The organism is Bacillus sp. LM 4-2 (assembly GCF_000978495.1).
GTDB lineage: Bacteria > Bacillota > Bacilli > Bacillales > Bacillaceae > Bacillus > Bacillus subtilis.
The window spans coordinates 2,087,977-2,110,853 of the sequence record NZ_CP011101.1 but is presented as its reverse complement, the minus strand read 5'-3'; the positions used below and the strand labels follow the sequence as shown (position 1 = coordinate 2,110,853).

Sequence of the window (22,877 nt, the reverse complement as noted above, 5' to 3'; positions counted from 1 at the left end):
CCCGCTTACACTAGATAAGCGGGCTTCATTGTGTCTGGTGAATCTAGCATTTGTTCTATGCTTACCAGAAGAATAAACCAGCAAGAGCGACCCCTGTAATTAAACCGAGGGAAATACCGTAAGCTGCTCCGTATCCCCAATAACCGCCCCAATATCCGTAACCGAAACCTCTTGGCCCTCCGCCGGTCGGAGCTATAAAAACTCTGTCTCTTGTTACACGGGTAATTCTGCCGACGTGAACTCTCCCGCCTCTCTCTGTAATTCTGACGACTTTACCTTGATGGTTTTTGCAAAGATGATAATATCTCTCCAATATTGTTCCCCTCCTATCCTGACTTTCTATCAGCATATGATAGATAGGAAAAAAAGGTTGGACGAAAACAGGGGGCGATACGCCGTTTTACTTGTACGCGATAAAAATACAATGACCCATGTACTCACTATATAACTGCATGAGCTGATAATGTGTTTGAAGCGTATCGTAATAGATGGGATCAATCGTTTGCGATAAATCCATTTCTGTGGTTGGTTCAAATTCCATGTCTTCCGGAAGAAGTGTCATCGCTTCTGTTTTTTGAAAGCCATAGGATCTTAGGAGTTTATGCCATTCGCTTTCTTCATGTAAGCAAGTAAATCCGTAAAAATCCATCATTTGCTTCTTTTCTGCAGGGGGCATCGGTTTTTTTAAAGCAGCTTCGATACCAATCAGCATCCCGCCGGGTTTTAAAACTCTTGAAATTTCTTGAAGAGAGGATGTCAGGCGTGAAAAACTGAGGACCGATTCTGACAGGACGCAGGAAAAGGACTCAGAAGAAAACGGGAGATGTTCCAGCTCCGCCTGATATGCAGGGATGGCAAGCCCTTCATTCGCAAATCTTTTTTTCGCTTTCTCAAGCATAATAGGATCTTTATCAACGACTGTTACAGGATACAGCAAATGTCCTAAATAAGCCGCCGTTTGCCCTGTTCCGCATCCGGCATCAAGAATCGGCTGATCCGGGGAGGGCGCAGCCTTTTGCAAGACCGCTTTTGAAAAAGCCAGCCCGCCTGGGTGCGCCCCTGCGACACCGAATAAGGACAGCATTTCTAAATATCGGCTCAATATCGAATCCTCCTTTTTCCTTATCATATGTCGTATAAAGACATAGGTTTATGAAAAGCAAAAGAAGGGCGTTTCTCTTTCATTTCTGCTCCGAGTTGACGAATAAGAATTCGTCCATGATAATAATGTAAGAAGAAAAAGGTGGTGTTTAATTGAAACGGCAATTAAAACTGTTTTTTATTGTGCTGATCACTGCAGTTGTCGCTTCGGCGCTTACTTTATTTATTACGGGCAATTCCAGTATCCTGGGCCAAAAATCAGCAAGCACAGGAGACAGCAAGTTCGACAAATTAAATAAAGCGTATGAGCAAATCAAAAGTGATTATTACCAAAAAACAGATGATGACAAATTAGTAGACGGAGCAATTAAAGGAATGATTCAATCACTGGATGATCCGTATTCTACATATATGGATCAAGAGCAAGCGAAATCATTCGACGAGACGATTTCAGCATCTTTTGAAGGAATCGGAGCCCAAGTAGAGGAGAAAGACGGAGAAATCCTTATTGTATCCCCAATTAAAGGTTCACCTGCTGAAAAAGCCGGTATCAAACCGAGGGACCAAATCATTAAGGTAAATGGAAAAAGCGTAAAAGGCATGAATGTAAATGAAGCCGTCGCTTTAATCCGAGGCAAAAAGGGCACAAAGGTGAAGCTTGAACTGAACAGAGCGGGAGTGGGGAATATCGATCTTTCCATTAAGCGTGATACCATTCCTGTAGAGACTGTCTATTCAGAGATGAAAGACAACAACATCGGAGAAATTCAAATCACTTCTTTCTCTGAAACAACAGCTAAAGAGCTGACAGATGCGATTGACAGTTTAGAGAAAAAAGGCGCCAAAGGCTATATTTTAGACTTGAGAGGCAACCCGGGCGGCTTAATGGAACAGGCGATTACGATGAGCAACCTGTTCATTGATAAAGGGAAAAACATCATGCAGGTTGAATACAAAAACGGTTCAAAAGAAGTCATGAAGGCCGAAAAAGAACGGAAAGTGACCAAGCCGACCGTCGTTTTAGTAAATGACGGTACAGCAAGCGCAGCCGAAATTATGGCCGCTGCCCTTCATGAATCGTCAAACGTACCGTTAATCGGCGAGACGACATTCGGCAAAGGTACAGTACAAACGGCAAAAGAATATGATGATGGCTCTACTGTCAAACTGACAGTTGCCAAATGGCTGACTGCTGACGGCGAATGGATTCACAAAAAAGGCATCAAGCCTCAAGTGAAAGCTGAGCTGCCTGATTACGCGAAGCTGCCGTATTTGGACGCAGATAAAACGTACAAATCAGGTGATACAGGCACAAACGTTAAAGTGGCTCAGAAAATGCTCAAAGCACTTGGTTACAAGGTAAAGGTTAACAGTACGTATGACCAGGATTTTGTATCTGTCGTCAAACAGTTCCAGAAAAAAGAGGAGCTGAAAGAAACAGGCATACTGACTGGCGATACAACAACGAAATTAATGATAGAACTTCAAAAGAAGCTGTCTGATAATGATACGCAAATGGAAAAGGCAATTGAAACACTGAAAAAAGAAATGTAAAAAAACCATACGCGGCTGCCGCGTATGGTTTTTTTATGCGCCCTTTTGATTTGGATTAGCGTCTTGTTTTTTGCCAAATAAACCTTCAATGACAGGATTGGATCCCGCGTTTTTAACGAACAGCGGATTCAGGATAACCACAGTGATCATGTTGGCGGCCAATCCCCAGAATCCTTCATAAATGCCATGTGCGGATTGAGTGATATACACAATAAACGTAACCGCAAGGCCGGCTAATAATCCGATAACCGTTGCTTCTTTCGTTTGGTTTTTCCAGAACAGGCTGACAGCGATCGCAGGGAAGATTTGCACCATACCGGATACACCTAATAGCTGAAGTGTCACTAAGGCAGTCGGAAACAGCATTCCAAACAGAAGCGCAAGACCGATGACAACAAAGACCATTGAACGTGTGACGAGTGTCAGCTTGTTTTGCGACACATTCGGATGAATCAAATCCCGGTATAGGTTGTTGGCGAATAAATTCGATGCGCCGATTGCCATAATGGAACAAGGTATTAATGAAGCAAGAGCGATAGTGGCATATGCAAAGCCTTGTGCCACGCCGCCGTAAGATGTTTGAATCAAATGCAGCAGCGCCAGCCTTGGATTTGTATCTTCCGGCAGGACAAGAAAGGCGATAAAGCCAAGAAAAATAACCAATATTAACACAATATTGTAAAGCGGCAAAAACATGCTGTTTTTTCTTACTGCATCAGCGCTTTTCGCCGTGAAAACACCTGTAGCGGCATGCGCCCACATAAAAAGTGCCAGAGCGGAAACAATAGATGCTGTGATAAACCAAGGGATGCCTTTTGGCCCTTCTGCAGGTATCGTCAGCATTTGCGGCGCTTCCTTCACTAACGTGTCAATCATCGGTGTCCAGCCGTTAAAATGAATGAGAGGGAGGGACACCACCATAAACAGCATAATGACCCATACTAAAATGTCCTTAATGATGGCTGTATATGTGGGCCCTTTAATCCCGCTGAAGAATGTGTAAAGAGCAACAAGAATAAATGAAATGATCACAACGAATTTTACGTTAATATATCCAGTGCCGGCAACCTGAAGCGTGTCTTGAATGCCGCTCAGCTGAAGGCATATGTACGGAATAAGCATGAGTACCCCGACGATGGCAACGAGGCTTGCCAAAAGCTTACTGTTAAAACGTTCCCGGGCATAATCCGCGAGTGTTGTTAATTTATGAATTTTCGCAACTTTCCAAAGTTTCGGCAAGAAGAAGTAGGCGATAAAGTAGGCCAACACAGAATAAGGAATGGCGAAAAATGCAACACTTCCGCCTGTAAAAGCAGTACTGGTCAACCCTAAGAAAGTATAGGCCGTATAAAGGTCAGCGCCTACTAAAAACCAGACGAGAAGACCGCCGAAGCGTCTGCCGCCGACAGACCATTCTTCCACAGAAGTGCGTGAGGATTTGTCTCTTCCGGCGAGAAAGCCGATACAGACAACGGTTAAAACAATAATAGCAGTAATGAGAAGTGCAGTCAGATTCCCTTGCATTATTCAAGTCCTCCATCTTTTTTTTGCATCTGATAAATGCCAAACGAGCATAACGGCGTAACAATAATCCACAGCAGCAGCCAAAAGTGGAAAAACGGCAGGCCGAACATAATCGGTTCTATTCGATTCACAAGCGGCAAAAGCGTGAGCTGAACGAATGGCAAAAGAATGAGAATAACAATAAGTGCTTTTTTAACCATTTACTTTCCTCCTGAAACATGATAATGCTCACTATAATAGCAGTTGTAAGAAAAGATCACAAGATAATTATTAGAAAAAAATGATTTTTTCAATTATTTAATCAAAACACATGGTTTGCATCCTTTTCAATAAAGGTTTAAAATAATAAATATCTTGAAACCGAGATAAATAGGAGTGAGAAAATGAAAACAGAAGGATTGCACCATGTCACAGCATTCGCCAGAGATCCGCAAGAAAACTTGCGATTTTATACAGAAGTGCTTGGGCTCAGGCTTGTTAAAAAAACAGTAAACTTTGATGATCCCGGAACGTATCATTTTTACTTTGGGAATCAAAACGGAGATCCCGGTACAATAATGACCTTTTTTCCGTTCCAAGGAAGCGGACAGGGAACGGTAGGAAAAGGCCAAGCGGGCCGGGTGTACTTTTCAGTTCCCTCAGGCTCCCTGTCTTTTTGGAAGGAGCGTCTTGAGAAAAGCGGGCTGAGCCTAGAGGAAAAAACGTTGTTTGGTGAAAAAGGTCTTATTTTTGATGATACAGAAGACCTTCCGCTGGCGATCATGGAGGATGCGAAAAGCGGCAAAAGCGAGTGGACGCCTGACGGGATCACAACAAATGAAGCAATTACGGGAATGAAAGGTGTGCTGCTATATTCCTACGACCCGCAGGCGACCATACAATTGTTAACGGAAAGCTTTGGATACACCAAAGTGGCCGAAGAAGACCAGATTGTCAGACTGGCAACCTCAGCGGCCGTCGGCGGTGTCATTGATGTCCATTTACACCCTGAAAAAAGAGGAGTCGGAGGATATGGTACGGTACACCATGTAGCGTTTCGGACAAAGAAAAACGAACAGGCGAAATGGCTGCCGATTATTGCTGAAAACCATCTGCCTTCGTCAGAAATTCTCGACAGGGAATACTTTACATCAGTTTATTTCAGGGAGAAAGGCGGTATCTTATTTGAAATTGCCACAGATGAACCAGGCTTTATGACAGATGAAACGTTTTCTGAGCTAGGGACTTCCTTAAAACTGCCTGAATGGCTGGAGAAACATAGACAACAAATTACAGACGTTTTACCTGAACTTTAAAAGGGGGAATTTATAATGAAGCATATTTATGAAAAAGGAACATCTGACAACGTACTTTTGCTGTTGCATGGCACGGGCGGTAATGAACACGATCTGCTTTCATTGGGGCGGTTTATAGACCCTAATGCTCATTTGCTTGGTGTCAGAGGATCGGTGCTTGAAAATGGAATGCCGCGATTTTTCAAACGTCTGAGTGAAGGAGTTTTTGATGAAAAAGATCTTGTGGTGCGGACAAGAGAATTGAAAGATTTTATCGACGAGGCTGCAGAAACGCATCAGTTTGATCGCGGCAAAGTGATTGCAGTCGGATATTCAAATGGCGCAAACATTGCGGCAAGCCTGCTTTTTCATTATAAAGATGTGTTAAAAGGGGCTATTCTGCATCATCCAATGGTTCCGATTCGGGGTGTCGAGCTGCCTGATATGGCGGGGCTCCCTGTTTTTATCGGTGCCGGGAAATACGACCCTCTCTGCACGAAGGAAGAATCAGAAGAGCTTTACCGCTATTTGCGTGACAGCGGGGCATCAGCCTCCGTTTTCTGGCAGGACGGGGGCCATCAGCTGACTCAGCATGAAGCTGAACAGGCTCGTGAATGGTACAAAGAGGCGATTGTATAAAAAAACCTTAGTCCGGATTTCGGACTAAGGTTTTTCATATCCTTACAGCCAAGTTGATACTTTTGAAAGCGGCAGACGGTTGCTTTGATGCGCAGGCTTCACTGCTTTGCCGATTGAAATAAGCATAACCGGAACATAGCGCTCACTGATATCAAATTGCTTTTGGAACTGCTCTTTGTTAAATCCGCCGATTGCGCAAGTGTCATAACCTTTTGCTTTTGCGGCAATCATAAGCTGCATAGCAGCTAAAGAAGCATTTAAGAAAGCGGAATCACGTGCGAATTGCTCGCTTTGGTAAGCACCGTTGATTTGGCCGAGCAATGTTTGTTTGATTTCATCCGTAATATAGCCTTGGCTTGCTAATTCAGCATAAACTTCTTCACCGTTTTCATTTGCCTTTAAATCGCCTAAAATGGCAACAACAGCAGAAGACTCAACGATTTGTTTTTGATTATACGCTACAGGAAGAAGCTCCGCTTTTGATTCATCGCTGTGGAATACTGTAAAATGCCAATGCTGAAGGTTCCAAGCAGAAGGCGCTTTAGTGGCAAGGTCTAATAGCTCAGTCAGCTCCTCCTTAGAGATCGGGGCATTTGTATCATATTCCTTTACAGATGCACGTGCTTTTAAAACATCCAGAGTATTCGTCATAGTGTTTCCTCCTTCGGATAAACGTGGTATGATAATAGAAAAGTTAGAAGCTTACTAAATGTAACTTGAAAGATTATTGTAATGGATCATTGAATACATGTCAATCAATAGATGAAGGGATGAAGACTTGTGGGAAATACGATGTGCCCTAAAATGGAATCCGCATTCTCATTGCTGGGAAAACGATGGAACGGTCTGATCATCCATGTGCTAATGGATGGGCCGAAACGGTTTAAAGAGATAACGGAAACAATACCGATGATCAGCCAAAAAATGTTGGCAGAGCGCTTGAAGGAGCTTGAACAAAACGAGATTGTCGAACGGCAGGTTCTCCCTGAAACGCCGGTCAAAGTCATCTACACGCTGACTGAAAAAGGAACAGCGCTTCAAGCTGTATTTCAAGAGATGCAGGCATGGGCCGATCAATTTTGCGAGCCTGGTGACACAGTGTGTGAAGAAGAGAAATAAGGAAAGCGGCGTCTGAAAAAGAGCCTTTGTTTCCATGGTGAGTCATGTAAGTACGGTTCACACCCGTTTACATGACTTTTTATATTTGTCAGACTGATATTTCCGGATTGGCAAAAGTGTCATGTGCATATGAAGGGGATATATAAAATAGGAAATGATCAATAAGCTATAACATCCAACCTATTGTAAATGGGGATTATGATGTATCTTATTATGCAAATCAACAAAATTTTATATTTTCGGCCAAAACCCAGTCAGCTTCCAATTGGCATTTAAACCGGATATAAAAGGAAATCCAGGTTTTTCGTATTGCTGGATGCTTCTATACTGATGACTTCCGCATTTATGAAAAAAGAGAGAGCTTCTTTGGAGCTCTCTCTTTTTTTTTGTGGGGAGACGAAATCTTATAGTTTTCCATTCAAAAATTGCGCCTCACCGAGACCGAAACTCCAGTCTGCGTCACCATTCTCAGTAATAGATACCATGAGGTCTTCAGGGGAAATTCCGCATTTTTCTTCTAGCCTTTCAGCAAGCAGAGCATACAATTTTTCCTTTTGGCTTTCGGTTCTTGCTTTGCTTGTCATGCTAATGATGACCATATCCTTGGTTCTCTGAAACCCTAATCCCGTATCCTGGATTATAAGCTCGTTTGCGGGATGCTGATGGACAATTTGATAACGGTCTCTTTCCGGAACACCAAACGCTTCAACCATCGCTTGGTGAGCAGTATCTAATAACAATTGCAGCGATTTTTCGTCACGGCCTTCAATTACATCAAAACGCAATAATGGCATGTGTACTCCTCCTCTTGTGAAGTTGTTATCCGTCTGTTCTCATATTGTCTCGTTTGCTTTCAGACAATGGAGAGATATAATGATTTGCAGTCAACTTTAAAAAACATAACATATAACCAAAAGTTAATCAATATATAACTAATGAATCATAGGTTAGGCGGTAGATAATCGAGACAAGCTCATAAAAACGATTGACAGTCATTGATTAGGAGATTAGTATGAACATATTAGTTGATCAAAAGATAACAATCATATAACCAAGACGTTGTTATTTATAAATGAAAGCGTTTTCTATTCATCTAGGCATGAAAAGCGCCGAAACAATGTCGCGAGAATCATATAAAACACTTTTGGAGGGGTTTCCATGCCGATTTTAATTGTAGCTGTCGGAGTGCTGATTCTGTTATTTCTCATTATTAAAGTAAAATTAAATACCTTTGTCTCACTGATTGTCGTTTCATTTTTAGTAGCCATCGGACTTGGAATGGATATCAATAAAATTGTTCTTTCAATTGAGACTGGAATTGGCGGGCAGCTGGGGCATTTAGCTTTAGTGTTTGGACTTGGCGCGATGCTTGGGAGGCTTGTCTCTGATGCTGGGGGCGGCTACCGGATTGCCATTACGCTGATTGACAAATTCGGGAGGAAACGAATACAGGCGGCGGTTGTAGTTGCCTCTTTTATCATCGGTATTGCGCTGTTTTTTGAAGTGGGTCTTGTTCTGTTGATACCGATTGTTTACGCGATTGCTAAAGAATTAAAAATGCCTTTTCTGTATCTGGGAATCCCGATGGCCGCCGCCTTAAATGTTACTCACGGATTTTTGCCCCCGCATCCTGCTCCAACTGCTATCTCAGTTGCATACGGTGCTCATATTGGCCAGGTGCTGCTTTTTGGAATCATCATCGCTGTTCCGACAACTGTGATTGCCGGGCCTTTATTTAATAAATTTGCGATGAAACGTTTTCCTGGTGCGTATCAAAAGCATGGAAACTTATCGGGGTTAGGACCAAGGAAAGAATTTCAGCTGGATGAAACACCGGGCTTTGCGATCAGTGCTGTCACGTCTTTATTCCCGGTTATCTTTATGGCAATGGCAACAGTTTTTTCTTTATTATTGAATGAACATTCAAAAGGAAAAGACATTATAGAATTTATCGGCACTCCGGGAACGGCAATGCTCATTTCGCTGTTGCTTGCACTCTATACGATGGGATATGCCCGTAAAATATCTATGCAGGAAATCAGCAGATCTATTTCAGAATCAATTTCGCAAATTGCGATGATGCTGCTCATCATAGGAGGGGGAGGAGCGTTTAAACAGGTGCTGATTGACGGCGGGGTCGGCGATTATGTCGCTGATTTTTTCCGCCAAACAAACATGTCGCCGCTATTCGTTGCATGGACCATCGCCGCGGTTCTGCGTCTGTGTCTAGGCTCTGCTACCGTGGCTGCGCTTACCACAGCGGGAATGGCAGCTCCGCTTATGGAGGCTGGCAGTGTAAACCCCGCGTTAATGGTGCTTGCAACAGGAGCCGGCAGTGTCATTGCGTGTCATGTAAATGATGCAGGATTTTGGATGGTAAAGGAATTTTTCGGCTTGAGCATGAAAGAAACATTTCAAACCTGGACGCTGCTTACAACAGTTCTTTCGGTTACAGGGCTCGGCTGTGTGTTATTGGCAGGGCTTGTGATGTAACAATCATAGACAGTCCGTAGCCCAATCGTTTTTCTTCCTTACTGAATACTTTACGTATAGGCAGACATAAAGGAGGAAAAAATCATGTACCCTCATCATTCGTATTTACGCGGAATCCCAGGTCCAGCCGGATATCCGGCGCGTAGTCCTTTTTTGTTTGGCGCTCCTCTAGTCGGCGGTTTATTAGGCGGTTTTCTCGGGAGTGCGCTGTTTAACTATTCTCGTCCCTATGCCTATCCTCCTGGCCCTTATGGATACGGAGGCGGACCGTACGGTTTTGGTGCCGGCGTGCCATACGGGGGATATCCCGGCTTCTATTAATAAAAACGGCCTGCATCGATTGCAGGCCGTTTTTTATCGGATGATTTCTACCTCGGACATATTGTAGTCTTGCTGTTTTTGAAACATGACTTCCAGAAGGCCATCCTTATAGACGGCTTTTGTTCCTTTGCGTTTGACTAAACAAGGAAGATTTACTTTTTTCGGATGATCTGCTCTTGGGAAGTTTTCCAACCATAATTCGTGAGATGTGTGTTTGATTCTCACTTGTTCCAGCCATTCTTCGCTGATTGGCACCTTTACAAACACATGGTCTGCAGTTTCGAATATATCAATATCAGGTTTGACATCAGGTTTTGCATCAGGTTTGGCGGGCTGTTCTTTTTGGGGGAGAGGATCGCGGAAAGGAAATTGAGCCGCATAATCACTGCCGAACACACTTTCCATCACACGATTGACATACGTTTCAACTTCTTTCGGATCAGCTTTTTTTAATGCTTCTTTAGAAAATTGATTGTGGAAAGGAAAGTACTTGTTCCACTCAAACATTGTCTTCACATCCTTTCTTCACGGACAAAATAGTATATGCCCGCCAGATCTTTCACGTGATATAATATAAGATGCTCTAAAGAAAGGCAGGGATATAAATGCAATATTCAGAAACAAAAAAAGGCGTTATTTACACAGCCGTTTCCTTTATCATGTGGGGCCTGTTTCCGCTCTATTGGAAGCTTCTCGAACAGCTGCCGGCTCTTGATATTTTGGCTCATCGTATTATATGGTCTTTTGTTTTTATGTGTATCGTACTTTTTTTCTTGCGGCAATGGAAATTAGGATGGCAGGAACTGTGCTCTTTGAAAAAGAACGGAGGGATCCTCTCTTTATTTCTTGCTTCTATCCTGATTTCGATCAACTGGTTTGTATACATATGGGCTGTCAACCATGGCTTTTTGCTTGAGGCTAGTCTTGGCTATTACATTAATCCGCTTGTATCAGTGCTCCTTGGGATTTTATTTTTAAAGGAAAAACTGAATCGCCTGCAATTAGTGGCCGTTTCGATTGCGGCAGCCGGTGTCATCATCTCGGCGTTCCAATACGGCTCCATTCCTTATGTTGCGCTTCTGCTTGCATTCAGCTTTGGGCTGTACGGGTTAAGCAAAAAAAGAACAAGCCTGCCGAGCGCCATCGGCTTAACGCTGGAAACATTCATGATTATGCCCATTGCATTGGGGTATTTGCTGTTCAGCGGACATATTCAGCCAGCGGGTGCAGAAAGCGGAGGGACGTGGCTGCTTCTCTTTTTGGCCGGTGTGTTTACGGCTTTGCCGCTCTTATTGTTTGCGGAAGGAGCGAAACGGCTGCCACTGTATCAAGTCGGTATCTTACAATATATTGCGCCGACCATTACCCTTCTGATCGGGCTGTTTGTTTACCATGAGCCATTTTCAAGCTCGAAGGCTTTTACATTCAGCTGTATATGGGCTGCGCTGATCTTGTTTACGTTTTCACAAGTGAAGTGGAAACGGGCGTCAAAAAGCCATTGAGGCCTTTGGCTTTTCAGCTGATGCATATATTATGTATAATCATTTCATGTATGTAAGACATAAAGGAGCAAGACGATGGACAATGATAAAGAGATAGTGAAAGCCTATGCTTCACTTTGGAATAACCGATCTCTCGCACATGATGACGCAGAAGCGGTAGCAGAGGCGATTGATCTTGAGCTCTTGGATAAACGAACACATCCAAGACTCCGAAAACCGATGCTGGAAAAATATTTTGCCGCGATTCAGCGCGTTGTGAATTCACAGCTCGAACCGGCTGTGAAATATCAGCTGGTCAAATTACATACAGAACGTGCAGAGTATTTAAAAGAAGAAAGAGGGGAGCAATCATGAAAGCGATCATAAAAGAAGATGTGCAAGCATCTTTAGAACGATATGCGGACCGCCCTGTATATATCCATTTAGAAACCACCACAGGTTCTTATTCAGCGCACTTAAATGAAAAGAACATGACGGTTGTTGCGTATATTCGCAATGCAAAAGTTACTTATCATCAGGCAAAAATCAAAGGCAACGGGCCTTACCGCGTTGGCTTGAAAACAGAAGAAGGCTGGATTTATGCTGAAGGCTTGACTGAATACACGGTAGATGAAGAAAACCGTTTATTAATGGCGGGACACCTGCCGGGCGGTAAACTGGCTATTTCTCTGCAAATCAGCGAAAAACCGTTCACAGTTTAAAGAAAAGGGTGAATAATAATGAAAGAACATGTACTAGTAATCCTGCCTCACCCTGATGATGAATCATATGGAGTGGCAGGCCTCATTGCCTTAAACAGAAAAAAAGACATTCCCGTTACGTATGCCTGCGCCACTTTAGGTGAAATGGGCAGAAATATGGGCGATCCATTTTTCGCGAATCGGGAAACGTTGCCGCTGCTAAGAAAACAAGAGCTCATCAATGCTTGCAAAGAAATGGATATCAATGACCTTCGTATGCTTGGACTCCGTGACAAAACGCTCGAATTTGAAGACGATGAGTATTTAGCTGATATCATGGAAGAGATCATAGATGATGTAAAACCAAGTTTAATTGTCACATTTTATCCCGGACACGGTGTGCACCCTGACCATGATGCATGCGGGGAAGCGGTTATCCGTGCATTATATCGCAAAAAGAAAGAAGACCGTCCGCGTACAATCTGCATGGCCATTACCCGCAACAGAGAAGAGGTTCTCGGCGAAGCTGATGTCGTGCTTGATATCAAAGAAGTAGCTGATATTAAAATGAATGCGTTAAGAGCTCACCGCACACAAACAGAAGGCATGCTCAGAGAGCTTGAAGAGAAATTGAAAAATAATGAACCTGTTATGGCAACATGGTTTGAAGAAGAAATATATTGGACGTATCAATGGAATGATTAATCAAAAAGGTATAAGGCCTTAAGCCTTATACCTTTTTTAATTTTAAGTCCGATGCAATTGCTGAAGCGAGAGTGGATCTCAAGGAAATACCTTCGAAAGACAAACCTAGCTGAACCGCTGTTTGCGCGATTTCCGGACGGATTCCAGACAAAGTTGAAGAAACACCGATTAAACGAAGCGCCTCAATCAGACTGAACAGCTGATGGGCAACCATCGTATCAATCACAGCTACTCCTGACAAATCAATATACAGTTGTGTCACCTTTTTTTTCGCACATTGATGCAGTGTGTTTTCCATAATCAGCTTGGCGCGGACTGTATCAATATCTCCGATTAAAGGCAGCAGTCCGACGCTGTGAAACAGCACGATGACCGGAGCGCTCAATTCAGTAATCATATCTTTTTGGGCCTGAAGCTGAAGGCTTGTGTTTTTGTACATTTCTTCTATAAAAATATGAATCACAAGATCAAACGCTTTTATAAGGGCGTGATACAGGTCTTCGGCTTCTTCGCTTTTCACAGTATTCTGATTGAGATGGACAAATTCTTTCACATAGGAAACATATAAATCTCTCACTCTGACAAACTCCCGAATAATATAGTGGATAGGAGTTTTTAAATGCTCTTGATCCTGTGTGACTTCAAAGGCCCATTCTTTCAGTATAGGCAAGTATACGTCCTCATCATCTATAAAAATACGGTTTATTTTATAGTTAAAGGCAAGATTCTGGCTCTTTAAATTGTGAATGACAACAGGATCTGTTGAGGCATAAATGGAATTGGGATCAGTCTCCTCGATTGTTTCATACCACGTTGAACTGATGGTTTCCGCATGCTGGGAAAGATACTCGAATAATTTTTTGTTTTTTGCCATGATTGATCACCTCTTTTAAAAGTGTTGTTTTTGCGAATAACGTTTTTGCAGTTTTGCCAGCCTGAAAAACAGCCCAACTGCTCCGGCGGCGAGTCCTGCTATTAATCCAATCCAATAGCCGAATGCACCGAGGCTTGTAAACGTACCGACCATATAACCGACCGGAAGGCCAATGACCCAGTAAGAGACAAAAGCGGCCGCAAGCGTATAGTTCACATCTTTGTACCCTCTGAGTGCTCCCTGGATCGGTGCGGCAACAGCATCGGAAAGCTGAAAAAATAGCGCATAAATTAAAAAGTGCTGTGTCAGCCGGAGCACATCGGGGTCAGAAGTGTACATGCCCGCAATTTGCTCTCTGAATAAAAGGATACAGGCGGCAGTGAACAAAGAAAAGCCGATCGCCATCATGATGCCGATTAAGCTATATGAGCGTGCATCCTTAAAACGGGCTGCACCCGCTTCAAACCCGACAACAATTGTTAGAGCCATGGACACGCTGAGCGGCAGCATATATAAAAGAGACGCAAAATTCATGGCTGCCTGGTGGGACGCGATGGTCACTGTATGAAAATGGCTCATGAGAAGCGTGACAGCTGCGAAAATGCTCGTTTCAAAAAACACGGCGAACCCAATAGGCAGCCCGATTTTGAGCAAATTTTTGCATGCTTTCCAAGAGAACTTATACAAGGTAAGGAAAATCCCGTATTCAGAAAACGGTGCGTTTTTATGAATAATGAAAAAACTGATGATGCAGATACACCAATAAGTTAAAGCGGATGCCAGCCCCGCGCCGACACCCCCAAGTGCCGGCATTCCGAACTTCCCGAAGATAAATACATAATTCAATACAAAATTTATTGGAAGAGAACTGAGTGTAATCATCATGGTGACTCTCGTTTTTCCTAATGAGTCGATGAATGATCTTAACACGGTGTAAACAAATAAAGGGAAAATTCCCAGTGATAAAAAGCCTAAAAAGTGTTTAGCAATCTGATGCACGTGAATATCAAGGTTCAATCGGCCAAGAATAAGGTCAACTGCAGCATATCCAATCACTAAAACGGCGATGCTAAGAAGCGCGGCCACGTATACAGCCTGTAAAACAGTAAAGGGAATCTTCTGTTTTTTCTCTGCGCCTAATAACTGAGCGACAATCGGGGTGACCGCCATTAATATACCTGCAAGTCCTGTGTAAACAGGGGTCCAAAGGCTTGAGCCAATCGCGACACCCGCTAAATCAGCGGGGCTGACTTTCCCTGACATCACCGTATCTAGAAAAGTCATTAGAGAAAGCCCCGCTTGGGTAATGAATATCGGTATTAAAATGTGCAAGAGCTGTTTGATTTTTTCCCGGGCGTTTTGAGTTTCTTTCATACATTGATCTCCGTTTCTTTTTCATAACGAGAGAAATTATAACATTTTATGTATAAAAAGCAATGAACGCCGGGCCTATTCTTTTTTTGTTGGTTTCGTTTTTCTAAACATTTGGGCATAAATAAAAGAAAGCGAAATCACGCCTAAAAAGGTGCAAATATACTGAATGATTCTTTCGATTTCCATTCTTTACATCCCTCCTTTACCAATAGAATGTGCATCAATAAGATAAGCATTCGTGAAAAGTTGGAAATTTGAACAGGAGATGAAGATTATGCGCTATGAGCAGATATCAGAAAATGCGTTCAAGGAGAAAATACAGGTGTACCTAGAGCAAATATTAGGTGATGCATCTCTAATCTTGAAAACGCTTCACGAAAAAGACCAGTGTCTCCTTTGTGAATTAGATGAATTAGGGCACATTTTTCAGGACATGCAGGGGATTGCATCCTCCTTTTATTTGCAATCATACATTGAGGAATTTACGCCGGCATTTATTGAGCTGGCCAAGGCGATTAAAGCCTTATCGGAACATAAGCATGGAGCTTTAATTGTGATTGAAAGAGCAGACCCGGTTGAACATTTTATTCAAAAAGGCACCTCCCTACACGCCGAGATCAGCTCTTCATTAATTGAAAGCATCTTTTTTCCCGGAAACCCTCTTCATGACGGCGCTTTATTAGTGAGGGAAAACAAACTCGTGTCAGCAGCCAATGTGCTCCCGCTGACGACGAAGGAAGTGGATATCCATTTGGGAACCCGGCACCGGGCGGCTCTCGGTATGTCGGGCTATACGGATGCACTGGTGCTCGTGGTTTCAGAGGAAACAGGGAAGATGTCGTTTGCCAAAGACGGTGTATTATATCCGTTAATTTCACCAAGAACGTAAAAATAATAAAAAGGGCCTGATTAAGAATCCTATCATGAGACAAAATGACTGAATTCGTATCTTTATTAAAGCATTCGCTTCTAGCTGAATGCTTTTTGTCTTGAAGACAGGGAATATAAACTGGTAGAAAAGTTATATGTGATGAATATTAATCAAGTGAAATACTTTACCTGTTTATGTATTTATAGTACCGTATAAAATATTATATAAATTTTCAAAGGAAGGGTGCTGCCGCATGGCAAATGTATTAATGATCGGTTTCCCCGGTGAAGGGCATATTAATCCCTCTATCGGTGTGATGAAGGAGCTGAAATCCCGGGGAGAAAACATTACGTACTACGCAGTGAAGGAATATAAAGAAAAAATCACAGCTCTTGATATTGAGTTTCGTGAGTATCATGATTTCAGAGGAGATTACTTCGGGAAAAACGCAACCGGCGATGAAGAAAGAGATTTCACAGAAATGCTCTGCGCTTTTTTGAAAGCCTGTAAGGATATCGCGACTCATATTTATGAGGAAGTCAAACATGAATCGTATGATTATGTCATATATGATCACCATCTTCTCGCGGGTAAAGTCATTGCCAACATGCTGAAGCTGCCAAGATTTTCATTGTGTACAACCTTTGCGATGAATGAGGAATTTGCGAAGGAAATGATGGGAGCTTACATGAAAGGATCACTAGAAGATTCGCCTCATTATGAATCATACCAGCAGCTTGCAGAAACGTTAAATGCTGATTTTCAAGCAGAGATCAAGAAGCCATTTGATGTTTTTTTAGCTGATGGTGACTTGACAATCGTCTTTACATCAAGGGGATTTCAGCCACTGGCTGAGCAATTTGGCGAGCGATATGTATTTGTCGGTCCTTCCATTACAGAAAGAGCCGGAAACAATGATTTCCCATTTGATCAGATTGACAATGAAAACGTGCTGTTTATTTCAATGGGAACCATTTTTAATAATCAAAAGCAGTTTTTTAATCAATGCCTTGAAGTTTGTAAGGACTTTGACGGTAAAGTTGTGCTTTCTATCGGCAAGCATATTAAAACAAGTGAGTTAAACGACATTCCGGAGAATTTCATTGTACGCCCGTATGTCCCTCAGCTTGAGATCTTGAAAAGAGCCAGCTTATTTGTGACACACGGCGGAATGAACAGCACAAGTGAAGGTTTGTATTTTGAAACCCCGCTCGTTGTCATTCCGATGGGAGGCGACCAATTTGTTGTCGCAGATCAGGTGGAAAAAGTCGGCGCAGGAAAAGTGTTAAAAAAAGAAGAATTATCTGAAAGCCTTCTGAAAGAGACGATACAAGATGTAATGAATAATCGTTCGTATGCTGAAAAGGCAAAAGAAATTGGACAATCACTGAAAGCGGCAGGCGGCTCTAAAAAAGCGGCCGATAGCATTCTTGAAGCTGTAAAACAAAAAACTCAATCAGCAAACGCATAGTGTAAAAGCCTGTTCTTATCGAAAGAACAGGCTTTTTGCCATTTCATAAGAGGGATTTGACACGCCGATAGAGAATTGATTAGAAAAATAGACAAGAAAGGAGGAGAAACTGCTTCGTTCATCAATAGAAAACCATCATTTTTACCCTCGCTTAAATAGTTCCTTAGACTTTCGAAAAACATATCGTGCTTATGTAAAATGTTAGATGTTTATTTGAAGGTTTAAAGGTCGAACGATGCTGAAAATGCTGCGCCAAATGTTTGAAAAGGGTTTAACTTGCTGAAAAATTGACGATAAAACAGTTGTGTGCCATTTTTGGAAACAAAATACTAGCTGTTTTTGCAAAAAAACAGTTTAGGAGGTTGAATGAATGAAAAAGAAGATTGTAGCCGGCTTGGCTGTTTCTGCAGTTGTTGGGTCGTCGATGGCCGCAGCACCCGCGGAAGCAAAAACGATAAAAGTAAAAAGCGGTGACTCTCTTTGGAAACTTTCCCGCCAGTATGATACGACAATATCAGCTCTGAAATCCGAAAACAAATTGAAATCAACGGTGCTTTATGTCGGACAAAGTCTTAAGGTTCCTGAAAGCAGCAAAAAAAGCACGACATCCCCATCTAATTCAAGCAAAACATCAACATACACAGTTGCATATGGTGATTCCCTATGGATGATTGCTAAAAATCATAAAATGAGTGTTTCTGAGCTTAAAAGCTTAAACAGCCTGAGCAGTGACCTGATTCGTCCGGGGCAAAAGCTTAAGATCAAAGGGACAAGCAGTTCAAGCGGATCAAATGGATCAAAGAAAAACAGCGGTTCCAATTCTTTAGGTTCTTCAAAAAGTACATATACGGTCAAGCTTGGTGACTCACTGTGGAAAATCGCAAACAGCTTAAATATGACTGTAGCTGAATTAAAAACCTTAAATGGCTTAACATCAGATACACTTTACCCTAAACAGGTGCTCAAAATAAAAGGAAGCAGCTCACCGAAGAGCGGAAACAGCGGTTCAAAAAAGCCGTCAAACTCCAATCCCTCAAAAACAACGACGTACAAGGTAAAAGCAGGCGATTCGCTGTGGAAAATTGCAAATCGGCTCGGAGTCACTGTCCAAAGCATCCGTGATAAGAATAATTTATCATCTGATGTGCTGCAAATCGGGCAGGTTCTGACTATTTCGGGAGCATCAAAATCTAATCCTTCAAATCCGACAAAGCCAACAAAGCCAAAAGATAACTCAGGGTCAAACATTCAAATAGGCTCGAAGATTGACAGAATGATAACGGAAGCGAAAAAATATGTCGGAGTGCCTTACCGATGGGGCGGAAACACGCCTGCCGGTTTTGATTGCAGCGGCTTCATTTATTACCTTATTAATAATGTATCATCTATATCAAGATTGAGTACGGCAGGATATTGGAATGTCATGCAGAAGGTCAGCCAGCCGTCAGTCGGAGACTTTGTCTTCTTTACCACTTATAAATCCGGCCCATCTCACATGGGGATTTATCTAGGCGGCGGTGACTTTATTCATGCAAGCTCATCGGGCGTCGACATTTCCAATCTCAGCAATTCTTATTGGAAACAGCGGTACTTGGGCGCAAGAAGTTATTTTTAAAAATGAGTATGACAAAAAGCCTTTTATAGGCTTTTTTGTTTATACCAGACAATGATTGACCACACTGTTAGAAAAAACAAGGGGGAGACAGTATGCACCGTCTCTTGCTGTTGATGATGCTGACGGCACTGGGAGTTGCCGGATGCGGACAAAAAAAACCTCCAGACCCTCCTAACCGGGTGCCGGAAAAAAAAGTGGTTGAAACGTCAGCGTTTGGTCATCATGTCCAGCTGGTCAATCGTGAAGGGAGAGCAGTCGGTTTTATAGAGATCAAAGAATCAGACGATGAAGGCCTCGATATTCATATTTCCGCAAACAGCCTGCGTCCAGGTGCTTCTCTCGGTTTTCATATTTATGAGAAAGGTTCTTGTGTCAGGCCGGATTTTGAATCAGCGGGCGGTCCCTTTAATCCGCTGAACAAAGAACACGGCTTCAATAATCCGATGGGGCATCACGCCGGAGATCTGCCGAACCTTGAAGTCGGTGCTGATGGAAAGGTAGATGTCATAATGAATGCGCCTGACACTTCACTGAAAAAAGGAAGTAAACTAAATATTCTCGATGAGGACGGAAGTGCATTTATTATTCATGAACAAGCGGACGATTATCTGACAAACCCAAGCGGCAATTCCGGTGCGCGTATTGTCTGCGGAGCCCTATTGGGAAATAACGAGAAGCAGTAATATCATCCAAGCCCTTTTGTATTGAGCATACAGGGGCTTTTTTAGTATACTCGTTAATGGAATATGAATAGGAAAGGGAATCTGTCTATGACAACTCAACTACAGCACTTAACATTGCCGGAAGATATACAACAAAAGCTTTTATCATATAAAGAGCAGCCTATTTCCCCAGAGTTTCAATCGCTTATAGGAACATCAGGCTATGAGGCGGAGGATGAAGCCATTTTATTTGACGCCATTATTGCATTAGCCATGGGGAAAAATGTCCTGCTGAAAGGGCCTACAGGTTCAGGAAAAACAAAGCTGGCAGAAACATTGTCCAGCTATTTTCATAAACCGATGCACAGCGTCAACTGTTCAGTCGACTTGGACGCTGAGGCATTGGTCGGTTATAAAACGATTGAAAATCAATCTGGCCAGGCAACAATCGAGTTTGTTTCAGGACCTGTTACAAAGGCAATGAAGGAAGGCCATTTTCTTTATATAGATGAAATCAATATGGCGAAGCCGGAAACACTGCCTATTTTAAACGGTGTATTAGATTACAGAAAAATGATGACAAATCCGTTTACAGGCGAGGTCATTCGGGCTAAAGGCGGTTTCGGAGTCATTGCAGCCATCAATGAAGGCTATGTCGGAACTGTTCCTCTGAATGAAGCGTTGAAAAACCGTTTTGTCATCATTGATGTGCCTTATATTAAAGGCGAGCTGCTGAAACAAGTTCTCATGTCTCAGTCAGCCCTGAAAGATGAGAAAATGATTGACAGATTTATCACGCTTTCCTCTGACTTGATCGTTCAGGCCAATAACGGACAGGTGTCTGAAGAAGCGGCATCCATCAGAGCTTTAATCGATACATGTGATTTAGCTGCTTATATTCCGCCGCGTCGTGCCATTGAGCGGGGAATTGTAGAAAAGCTTGATGATGATCGGGAAAAAGCGGCCGTTCGAAATATTGCAGAAACTCTGTTTGAATGAGGAGGCTGCGATGAAATTTATCAAATTTAACGACAGCACAATTGATTCATTTTTATTTATGATGCTGACTGATTTGGCCAAAACACTCACCAAGAGTGAAGCGGTAGAAGTGGAGTACGGCGTTCAGTCCTATTACAATCCATTTGAAAAGAAAATCTATATGAGCCACTTTTGGAAAGACAGGGCAGCTGAGGACATGGAAGCGGGTCTGAAAAGCGACGTCTACCTGCGTTCAATCGGAACAAGATATAGCTCGCTGCATGAGTTTGCGAACTTTTTGAATGATATCCATCGCCATCTTACGTTTAAAAGTTTTGCCAAGCAGCTCTTTATGCTGCTTGAAGACATTAGGATCGAAGAATGCATCAAACGTGAGCGCCCGGGTACGAAACATGTATTTGCGAAGCGAAAAGACATGTACAGAAAACATTTCTCAACCCAGCTGACCTTAAATTTGGAACGAAGCATTTTTACCGATGCGCTCTTTTGCGCGATCTATGTCAAGCTCACAGCGGAATCGCCGCTTGAGACCCTTCCGTCCATGCGTGAAGATATCGATTTGATGCGCCCGTTTATTGAGCAGCAGCTCTTGCGTGTGTATGAAGCAGATTCGACACGGCAGGTTCTGAAAATTGTTGAGGACCTCATGGATGGGCTTGAAGAGGTGCTCGATAAAGACATGTTGAACACCTACTTCTTCTTGCCTGAGCTTGACTACGCAAAAGCTGCAGAACAGCCGTTATTTGAAGAGGAGAAAAAAGCGCCGAAGCTGAGTGATGACATCACGCTTCCAAAAAAATCAGACGGTGATGAGGATATCCATGAAGAAGAAATGCCGACATGGCACCGGGAAACAGAAGCACCGTCTAAAAGCTTCCTTCAATTTGATATTGAACACGGCGCAAAATCAGATTTAGGAAAAGATGCTTCAAGGGAAGGCGACGATGGAGATCAGGCCCTTGGCTCTGTTCAAGGATCAGCCAGACAAACGAAACGGAAAGACTATTCCAAGCTGGAAGCGCTGGAGTCCCAAAAAGACCAGCCGAACGGAGCGGGTACGGCTGACGGCAAAGAAAATAAATATGCATTTCCAATTTATAAAGAACCGCAGCCGGCAACCAGTGAAGAAGAGCTTTCTTATAAACAGCAGGCAAAAACGATTGAATCGTATCAAAAGCGTTTGAAACAAATGATTCAAAAAACACTTGAACATAAAAAAACATTGCCGAGAACAGATCTTCATGCCGGGAGACTGAACAATAAGCTTCTTCGTTACTTCACTGAGCGAAATCCGCGCCTGTTCTACAAAAAGCAAGAACCGTCTTCAGAAATTGACGCAGTTTTTACATTGCTGGTCGATTGTTCCGCCAGCATGTTCGACAAAATGGACGAAACAAAACGAGGAATCGTGCTGTTTCACGAAGCGCTGAAATCGGTAGCGGTTCCGCATCAGATTGTCGGTTTCTGGGAGGACACAAATGATGCAACCGAAACAAGCCAGCCAAACTATTTCAATACGGTTATTCCCTTCCAATCATCATTAAGACAAGATTCTGGACCGGCCATTATGCAGCTTGAGCCAGAAGAAGATAACCGTGACGGGTACGCAATTAGGCAGATGACGAAAAAAATGCTGCATCGCAGCGAGGCGCAAAAGTTCTTAATTGTTTTCTCAGATGGAGAGCCGGCCGCATTTGGCTACGAACAAAATGGGATCGTCGATACAAGTGAGGCGGTTATCGAAGCCCGAAAAAGAGGAATAGAAGTGATAAATGTTTTTCTCTCCAACTCAGAAATAGAAGAATCGCAAATGAAGACGATCCAGGATATGTACGGAAAATTCAGTATATTTGTCCCGGATGTTGATCAGCTACCGGATGTTTTGTATCCGCTGCTGAAAAAACTGCTTCATAAAAGCATAGGATAGCCCTTAATCCTATGCTTTTTGGCGTTTGTTTTTTCGAATGATTAAATTTTTTGTTTTTTATAAAGGTTTTTTACTATTTTGTGAACAATCAAGGTAGAATCAAATTGCAAACAGTGGTAAAATATCGTTGGAAGCGTTTTTATTACATAATTTTGGACACAGCGTTCGAAAG

At 42.7% G+C, this 22,877-nt stretch carries 25 protein-coding genes; 16 read left to right on the top strand and 9 right to left on the bottom strand.

Annotation, left to right across the window (positions count from 1 at the left end; genetic code table 11):
• Positions 1-61: 61 nt before the first annotated feature.
• Positions 62-313, bottom strand: a complete 252-nt coding sequence (locus bslm_RS10240) for a hypothetical protein (protein WP_014477099.1) — start codon at positions 311-313, stop codon at positions 62-64.
• A gap of 87 nt (positions 314-400) precedes the next feature.
• Positions 401-1,102, bottom strand: a complete 702-nt coding sequence (locus tag bslm_RS10235; RefSeq protein WP_015714112.1) for a class I SAM-dependent methyltransferase — start codon at positions 1,100-1,102, stop codon at positions 401-403.
• 152 nt (positions 1,103-1,254) lie between these two features.
• Here bslm_RS10235 and ctpA point away from each other — a divergent pair, with 152 nt between their 5' ends.
• Entirely contained in the window at positions 1,255-2,655 is a 1,401-nt protein-coding gene (gene ctpA, locus bslm_RS10230; protein WP_038429163.1) for a carboxy-terminal processing protease CtpA, read from the top strand.
• A 33-nt stretch (positions 2,656-2,688) separates the two neighbouring features.
• Here the strand turns inward: ctpA and bslm_RS10225 are convergent, their stop codons facing one another.
• Positions 2,689-4,179, bottom strand: a complete 1,491-nt coding sequence (locus bslm_RS10225; RefSeq protein WP_038429161.1) for a sodium:solute symporter family protein — start codon at positions 4,177-4,179, stop codon at positions 2,689-2,691.
• A complete protein-coding gene (locus tag bslm_RS10220) occupies positions 4,179-4,379 on the bottom strand; it encodes a DUF3311 domain-containing protein (RefSeq protein WP_038429159.1) in 201 nt (66 codons plus the stop codon). The genes bslm_RS10225 and bslm_RS10220 overlap by 1 nt, the downstream gene beginning before the upstream one ends.
• A 183-nt stretch (positions 4,380-4,562) precedes the next feature.
• Between bslm_RS10220 and bslm_RS10215 the strand changes: the two genes are divergently transcribed.
• Both bslm_RS10215 and bslm_RS10210 read left to right on the top strand, forming a co-directional pair.
• On the top strand, positions 4,563-5,474 hold the full coding sequence (locus bslm_RS10215; RefSeq protein ID WP_038429158.1) for a ring-cleaving dioxygenase: 912 nt from the start codon (positions 4,563-4,565) through the stop codon (positions 5,472-5,474).
• A 15-nt stretch (positions 5,475-5,489) separates the two neighbouring features.
• Complete coding sequence (locus bslm_RS10210; RefSeq protein WP_038429155.1) at positions 5,490-6,092, top strand: alpha/beta hydrolase; 603 nt, start codon at positions 5,490-5,492, stop codon at positions 6,090-6,092.
• Positions 6,093-6,134: 42 nt separating this feature from the next.
• On the opposite strand, the gene bslm_RS10205 is transcribed toward bslm_RS10210, so the two are convergent.
• A complete protein-coding gene (locus bslm_RS10205; protein ID WP_003231196.1) occupies positions 6,135-6,743 on the bottom strand; it encodes a nitroreductase family protein in 609 nt (202 codons plus the stop codon).
• 129 nt (positions 6,744-6,872) lie between these two features.
• Here bslm_RS10205 and yodB point away from each other — a divergent pair, with 129 nt between their 5' ends.
• A complete protein-coding gene (gene yodB, locus bslm_RS10200; RefSeq protein WP_004399427.1) occupies positions 6,873-7,211 on the top strand; it encodes a transcriptional regulator YodB in 339 nt (112 codons plus the stop codon).
• 404 nt (positions 7,212-7,615) lie between these two features.
• Here the strand turns inward: yodB and bslm_RS10195 are convergent, their stop codons facing one another.
• Entirely contained in the window at positions 7,616-8,005 is a 390-nt protein-coding gene (locus bslm_RS10195) for a tautomerase family protein (RefSeq protein WP_021481482.1), read from the bottom strand.
• Positions 8,006-8,369: 364 nt separating this feature from the next.
• Here bslm_RS10195 and bslm_RS10190 point away from each other — a divergent pair, with 364 nt between their 5' ends.
• Together bslm_RS10190 and bslm_RS10185 are read left to right on the top strand one after the other, a co-directional pair.
• On the top strand, positions 8,370-9,704 hold the full coding sequence (locus bslm_RS10190) for a gluconate:H+ symporter (protein ID WP_038429153.1): 1,335 nt from the start codon (positions 8,370-8,372) through the stop codon (positions 9,702-9,704).
• Positions 9,705-9,788: 84 nt separating this feature from the next.
• A complete protein-coding gene (locus bslm_RS10185; protein WP_004399366.1) occupies positions 9,789-10,025 on the top strand; it encodes a hypothetical protein in 237 nt (78 codons plus the stop codon).
• A 33-nt stretch (positions 10,026-10,058) separates the two neighbouring features.
• Here the strand turns inward: bslm_RS10185 and gerT are convergent, their stop codons facing one another.
• Entirely contained in the window at positions 10,059-10,532 is a 474-nt protein-coding gene (gene gerT, locus bslm_RS10180) for an Hsp20/alpha crystallin family protein (RefSeq protein WP_015383878.1), read from the bottom strand.
• Positions 10,533-10,630: 98 nt separating this feature from the next.
• On the opposite strand from gerT, the gene rarD reads away from it, so the two are divergent.
• The 4 genes from rarD to bshB2 all read left to right on the top strand — a co-directional run bounded on the left by rarD (position 10,631) and on the right by bshB2 (position 12,912).
• On the top strand, positions 10,631-11,527 hold the full coding sequence (rarD, locus tag bslm_RS10175; protein WP_038429150.1) for an EamA family transporter RarD: 897 nt from the start codon (positions 10,631-10,633) through the stop codon (positions 11,525-11,527).
• Between the two features lie 75 nt (positions 11,528-11,602).
• Complete coding sequence (locus bslm_RS10170) at positions 11,603-11,881, top strand: hypothetical protein (RefSeq protein WP_038429148.1); 279 nt, start codon at positions 11,603-11,605, stop codon at positions 11,879-11,881.
• Complete coding sequence (locus bslm_RS10165) at positions 11,878-12,228, top strand: YojF family protein (protein ID WP_003231213.1); 351 nt, start codon at positions 11,878-11,880, stop codon at positions 12,226-12,228. Before bslm_RS10170 ends, bslm_RS10165 begins: the two co-directional genes overlap by 4 nt.
• 18 nt (positions 12,229-12,246) lie before the next feature.
• On the top strand, positions 12,247-12,912 hold the full coding sequence (bshB2, locus tag bslm_RS10160) for a bacillithiol biosynthesis deacetylase BshB2 (RefSeq protein WP_003231215.1): 666 nt from the start codon (positions 12,247-12,249) through the stop codon (positions 12,910-12,912).
• 25 nt (positions 12,913-12,937) lie between these two features.
• On the opposite strand, the gene rsbRC is transcribed toward bshB2, so the two are convergent.
• Together rsbRC and bslm_RS10150 are read right to left on the bottom strand one after the other, a co-directional pair.
• Positions 12,938-13,786, bottom strand: a complete 849-nt coding sequence (gene rsbRC, locus bslm_RS10155; protein ID WP_003231216.1) for an RsbT co-antagonist RsbRC — start codon at positions 13,784-13,786, stop codon at positions 12,938-12,940.
• 15 nt (positions 13,787-13,801) lie between these two features.
• Positions 13,802-15,160 (bottom strand): MATE family efflux transporter, encoded by a 1,359-nt coding sequence (locus bslm_RS10150; protein WP_038429146.1) that lies wholly within the window; start codon positions 15,158-15,160, stop codon positions 13,802-13,804.
• 265 nt (positions 15,161-15,425) lie between these two features.
• Here bslm_RS10150 and cdaS point away from each other — a divergent pair, with 265 nt between their 5' ends.
• The 6 genes from cdaS (at position 15,426) to bslm_RS10120 (ending at position 22,705) form a co-directional block, all read left to right on the top strand.
• Positions 15,426-16,049: a cyclic di-AMP synthase CdaS gene (gene cdaS, locus bslm_RS10145; RefSeq protein ID WP_082098093.1), complete on the top strand. Its 624-nt coding sequence runs from the start codon at positions 15,426-15,428 to the stop codon at positions 16,047-16,049.
• Between the two features lie 235 nt (positions 16,050-16,284).
• Positions 16,285-17,502 (top strand): macrolide family glycosyltransferase, encoded by a 1,218-nt coding sequence (locus tag bslm_RS10140; RefSeq protein ID WP_003231222.1) that lies wholly within the window; start codon positions 16,285-16,287, stop codon positions 17,500-17,502.
• A 370-nt stretch (positions 17,503-17,872) separates the two neighbouring features.
• Entirely contained in the window at positions 17,873-19,117 is a 1,245-nt protein-coding gene (gene cwlS, locus bslm_RS10135) for a D-gamma-glutamyl-meso-diaminopimelic acid endopeptidase CwlS (protein ID WP_046381118.1), read from the top strand.
• Between the two features lie 92 nt (positions 19,118-19,209).
• Positions 19,210-19,800, top strand: a complete 591-nt coding sequence (locus bslm_RS10130) for a superoxide dismutase family protein (RefSeq protein ID WP_038429140.1) — start codon at positions 19,210-19,212, stop codon at positions 19,798-19,800.
• A gap of 63 nt (positions 19,801-19,863) precedes the next feature.
• Positions 19,864-20,778: an AAA family ATPase gene (locus tag bslm_RS10125; RefSeq protein WP_082098080.1), complete on the top strand. Its 915-nt coding sequence runs from the start codon at positions 19,864-19,866 to the stop codon at positions 20,776-20,778.
• A gap of 10 nt (positions 20,779-20,788) precedes the next feature.
• A complete protein-coding gene (locus bslm_RS10120) occupies positions 20,789-22,705 on the top strand; it encodes a nitric oxide reductase activation protein NorD (RefSeq protein ID WP_038429136.1) in 1,917 nt (638 codons plus the stop codon).
• The last annotated feature ends 172 nt before the right edge of the window (positions 22,706-22,877 follow it).

Coding starts and splice junctions, on each gene's coding strand:
- bslm_RS10225 (WP_038429161.1), bottom strand. CDS start 4,179: ATGCAAGGGAATCTGACTGCACTTCTCATTACTGCTATTATTGTTTTA.
- bslm_RS10220 (WP_038429159.1), bottom strand. CDS start 4,379: ATGGTTAAAAAAGCACTTATTGTTATTCTCATTCTTTTGCCATTCGTT.
- bslm_RS10215 (WP_038429158.1), top strand. CDS start 4,563: ATGAAAACAGAAGGATTGCACCATGTCACAGCATTCGCCAGAGATCCG.
- bslm_RS10210 (WP_038429155.1), top strand. CDS start 5,490: ATGAAGCATATTTATGAAAAAGGAACATCTGACAACGTACTTTTGCTG.
- bslm_RS10205 (WP_003231196.1), bottom strand. CDS start 6,743: ATGACGAATACTCTGGATGTTTTAAAAGCACGTGCATCTGTAAAGGAA.
- bslm_RS10195 (WP_021481482.1), bottom strand. CDS start 8,005: ATGCCATTATTGCGTTTTGATGTAATTGAAGGCCGTGACGAAAAATCG.
- bslm_RS10190 (WP_038429153.1), top strand. CDS start 8,370: ATGCCGATTTTAATTGTAGCTGTCGGAGTGCTGATTCTGTTATTTCTC.
- bslm_RS10185 (WP_004399366.1), top strand. CDS start 9,789: ATGTACCCTCATCATTCGTATTTACGCGGAATCCCAGGTCCAGCCGGA.
- gerT (WP_015383878.1), bottom strand. CDS start 10,532: ATGTTTGAGTGGAACAAGTACTTTCCTTTCCACAATCAATTTTCTAAA.
- rarD (WP_038429150.1), top strand. CDS start 10,631: ATGCAATATTCAGAAACAAAAAAAGGCGTTATTTACACAGCCGTTTCC.
- bslm_RS10170 (WP_038429148.1), top strand. CDS start 11,603: ATGGACAATGATAAAGAGATAGTGAAAGCCTATGCTTCACTTTGGAAT.
- bslm_RS10165 (WP_003231213.1), top strand. CDS start 11,878: ATGAAAGCGATCATAAAAGAAGATGTGCAAGCATCTTTAGAACGATAT.
- bshB2 (WP_003231215.1), top strand. CDS start 12,247: ATGAAAGAACATGTACTAGTAATCCTGCCTCACCCTGATGATGAATCA.
- rsbRC (WP_003231216.1), bottom strand. CDS start 13,786: ATGGCAAAAAACAAAAAATTATTCGAGTATCTTTCCCAGCATGCGGAA.
- bslm_RS10150 (WP_038429146.1), bottom strand. CDS start 15,160: ATGAAAGAAACTCAAAACGCCCGGGAAAAAATCAAACAGCTCTTGCAC.
- cdaS (WP_082098093.1), top strand. CDS start 15,426: ATGAAGATTATGCGCTATGAGCAGATATCAGAAAATGCGTTCAAGGAG.
- bslm_RS10140 (WP_003231222.1), top strand. CDS start 16,285: ATGGCAAATGTATTAATGATCGGTTTCCCCGGTGAAGGGCATATTAAT.
- cwlS (WP_046381118.1), top strand. CDS start 17,873: ATGAAAAAGAAGATTGTAGCCGGCTTGGCTGTTTCTGCAGTTGTTGGG.
- bslm_RS10130 (WP_038429140.1), top strand. CDS start 19,210: ATGCACCGTCTCTTGCTGTTGATGATGCTGACGGCACTGGGAGTTGCC.
- bslm_RS10125 (WP_082098080.1), top strand. CDS start 19,864: ATGAATAGGAAAGGGAATCTGTCTATGACAACTCAACTACAGCACTTA.
- bslm_RS10120 (WP_038429136.1), top strand. CDS start 20,789: ATGAAATTTATCAAATTTAACGACAGCACAATTGATTCATTTTTATTT.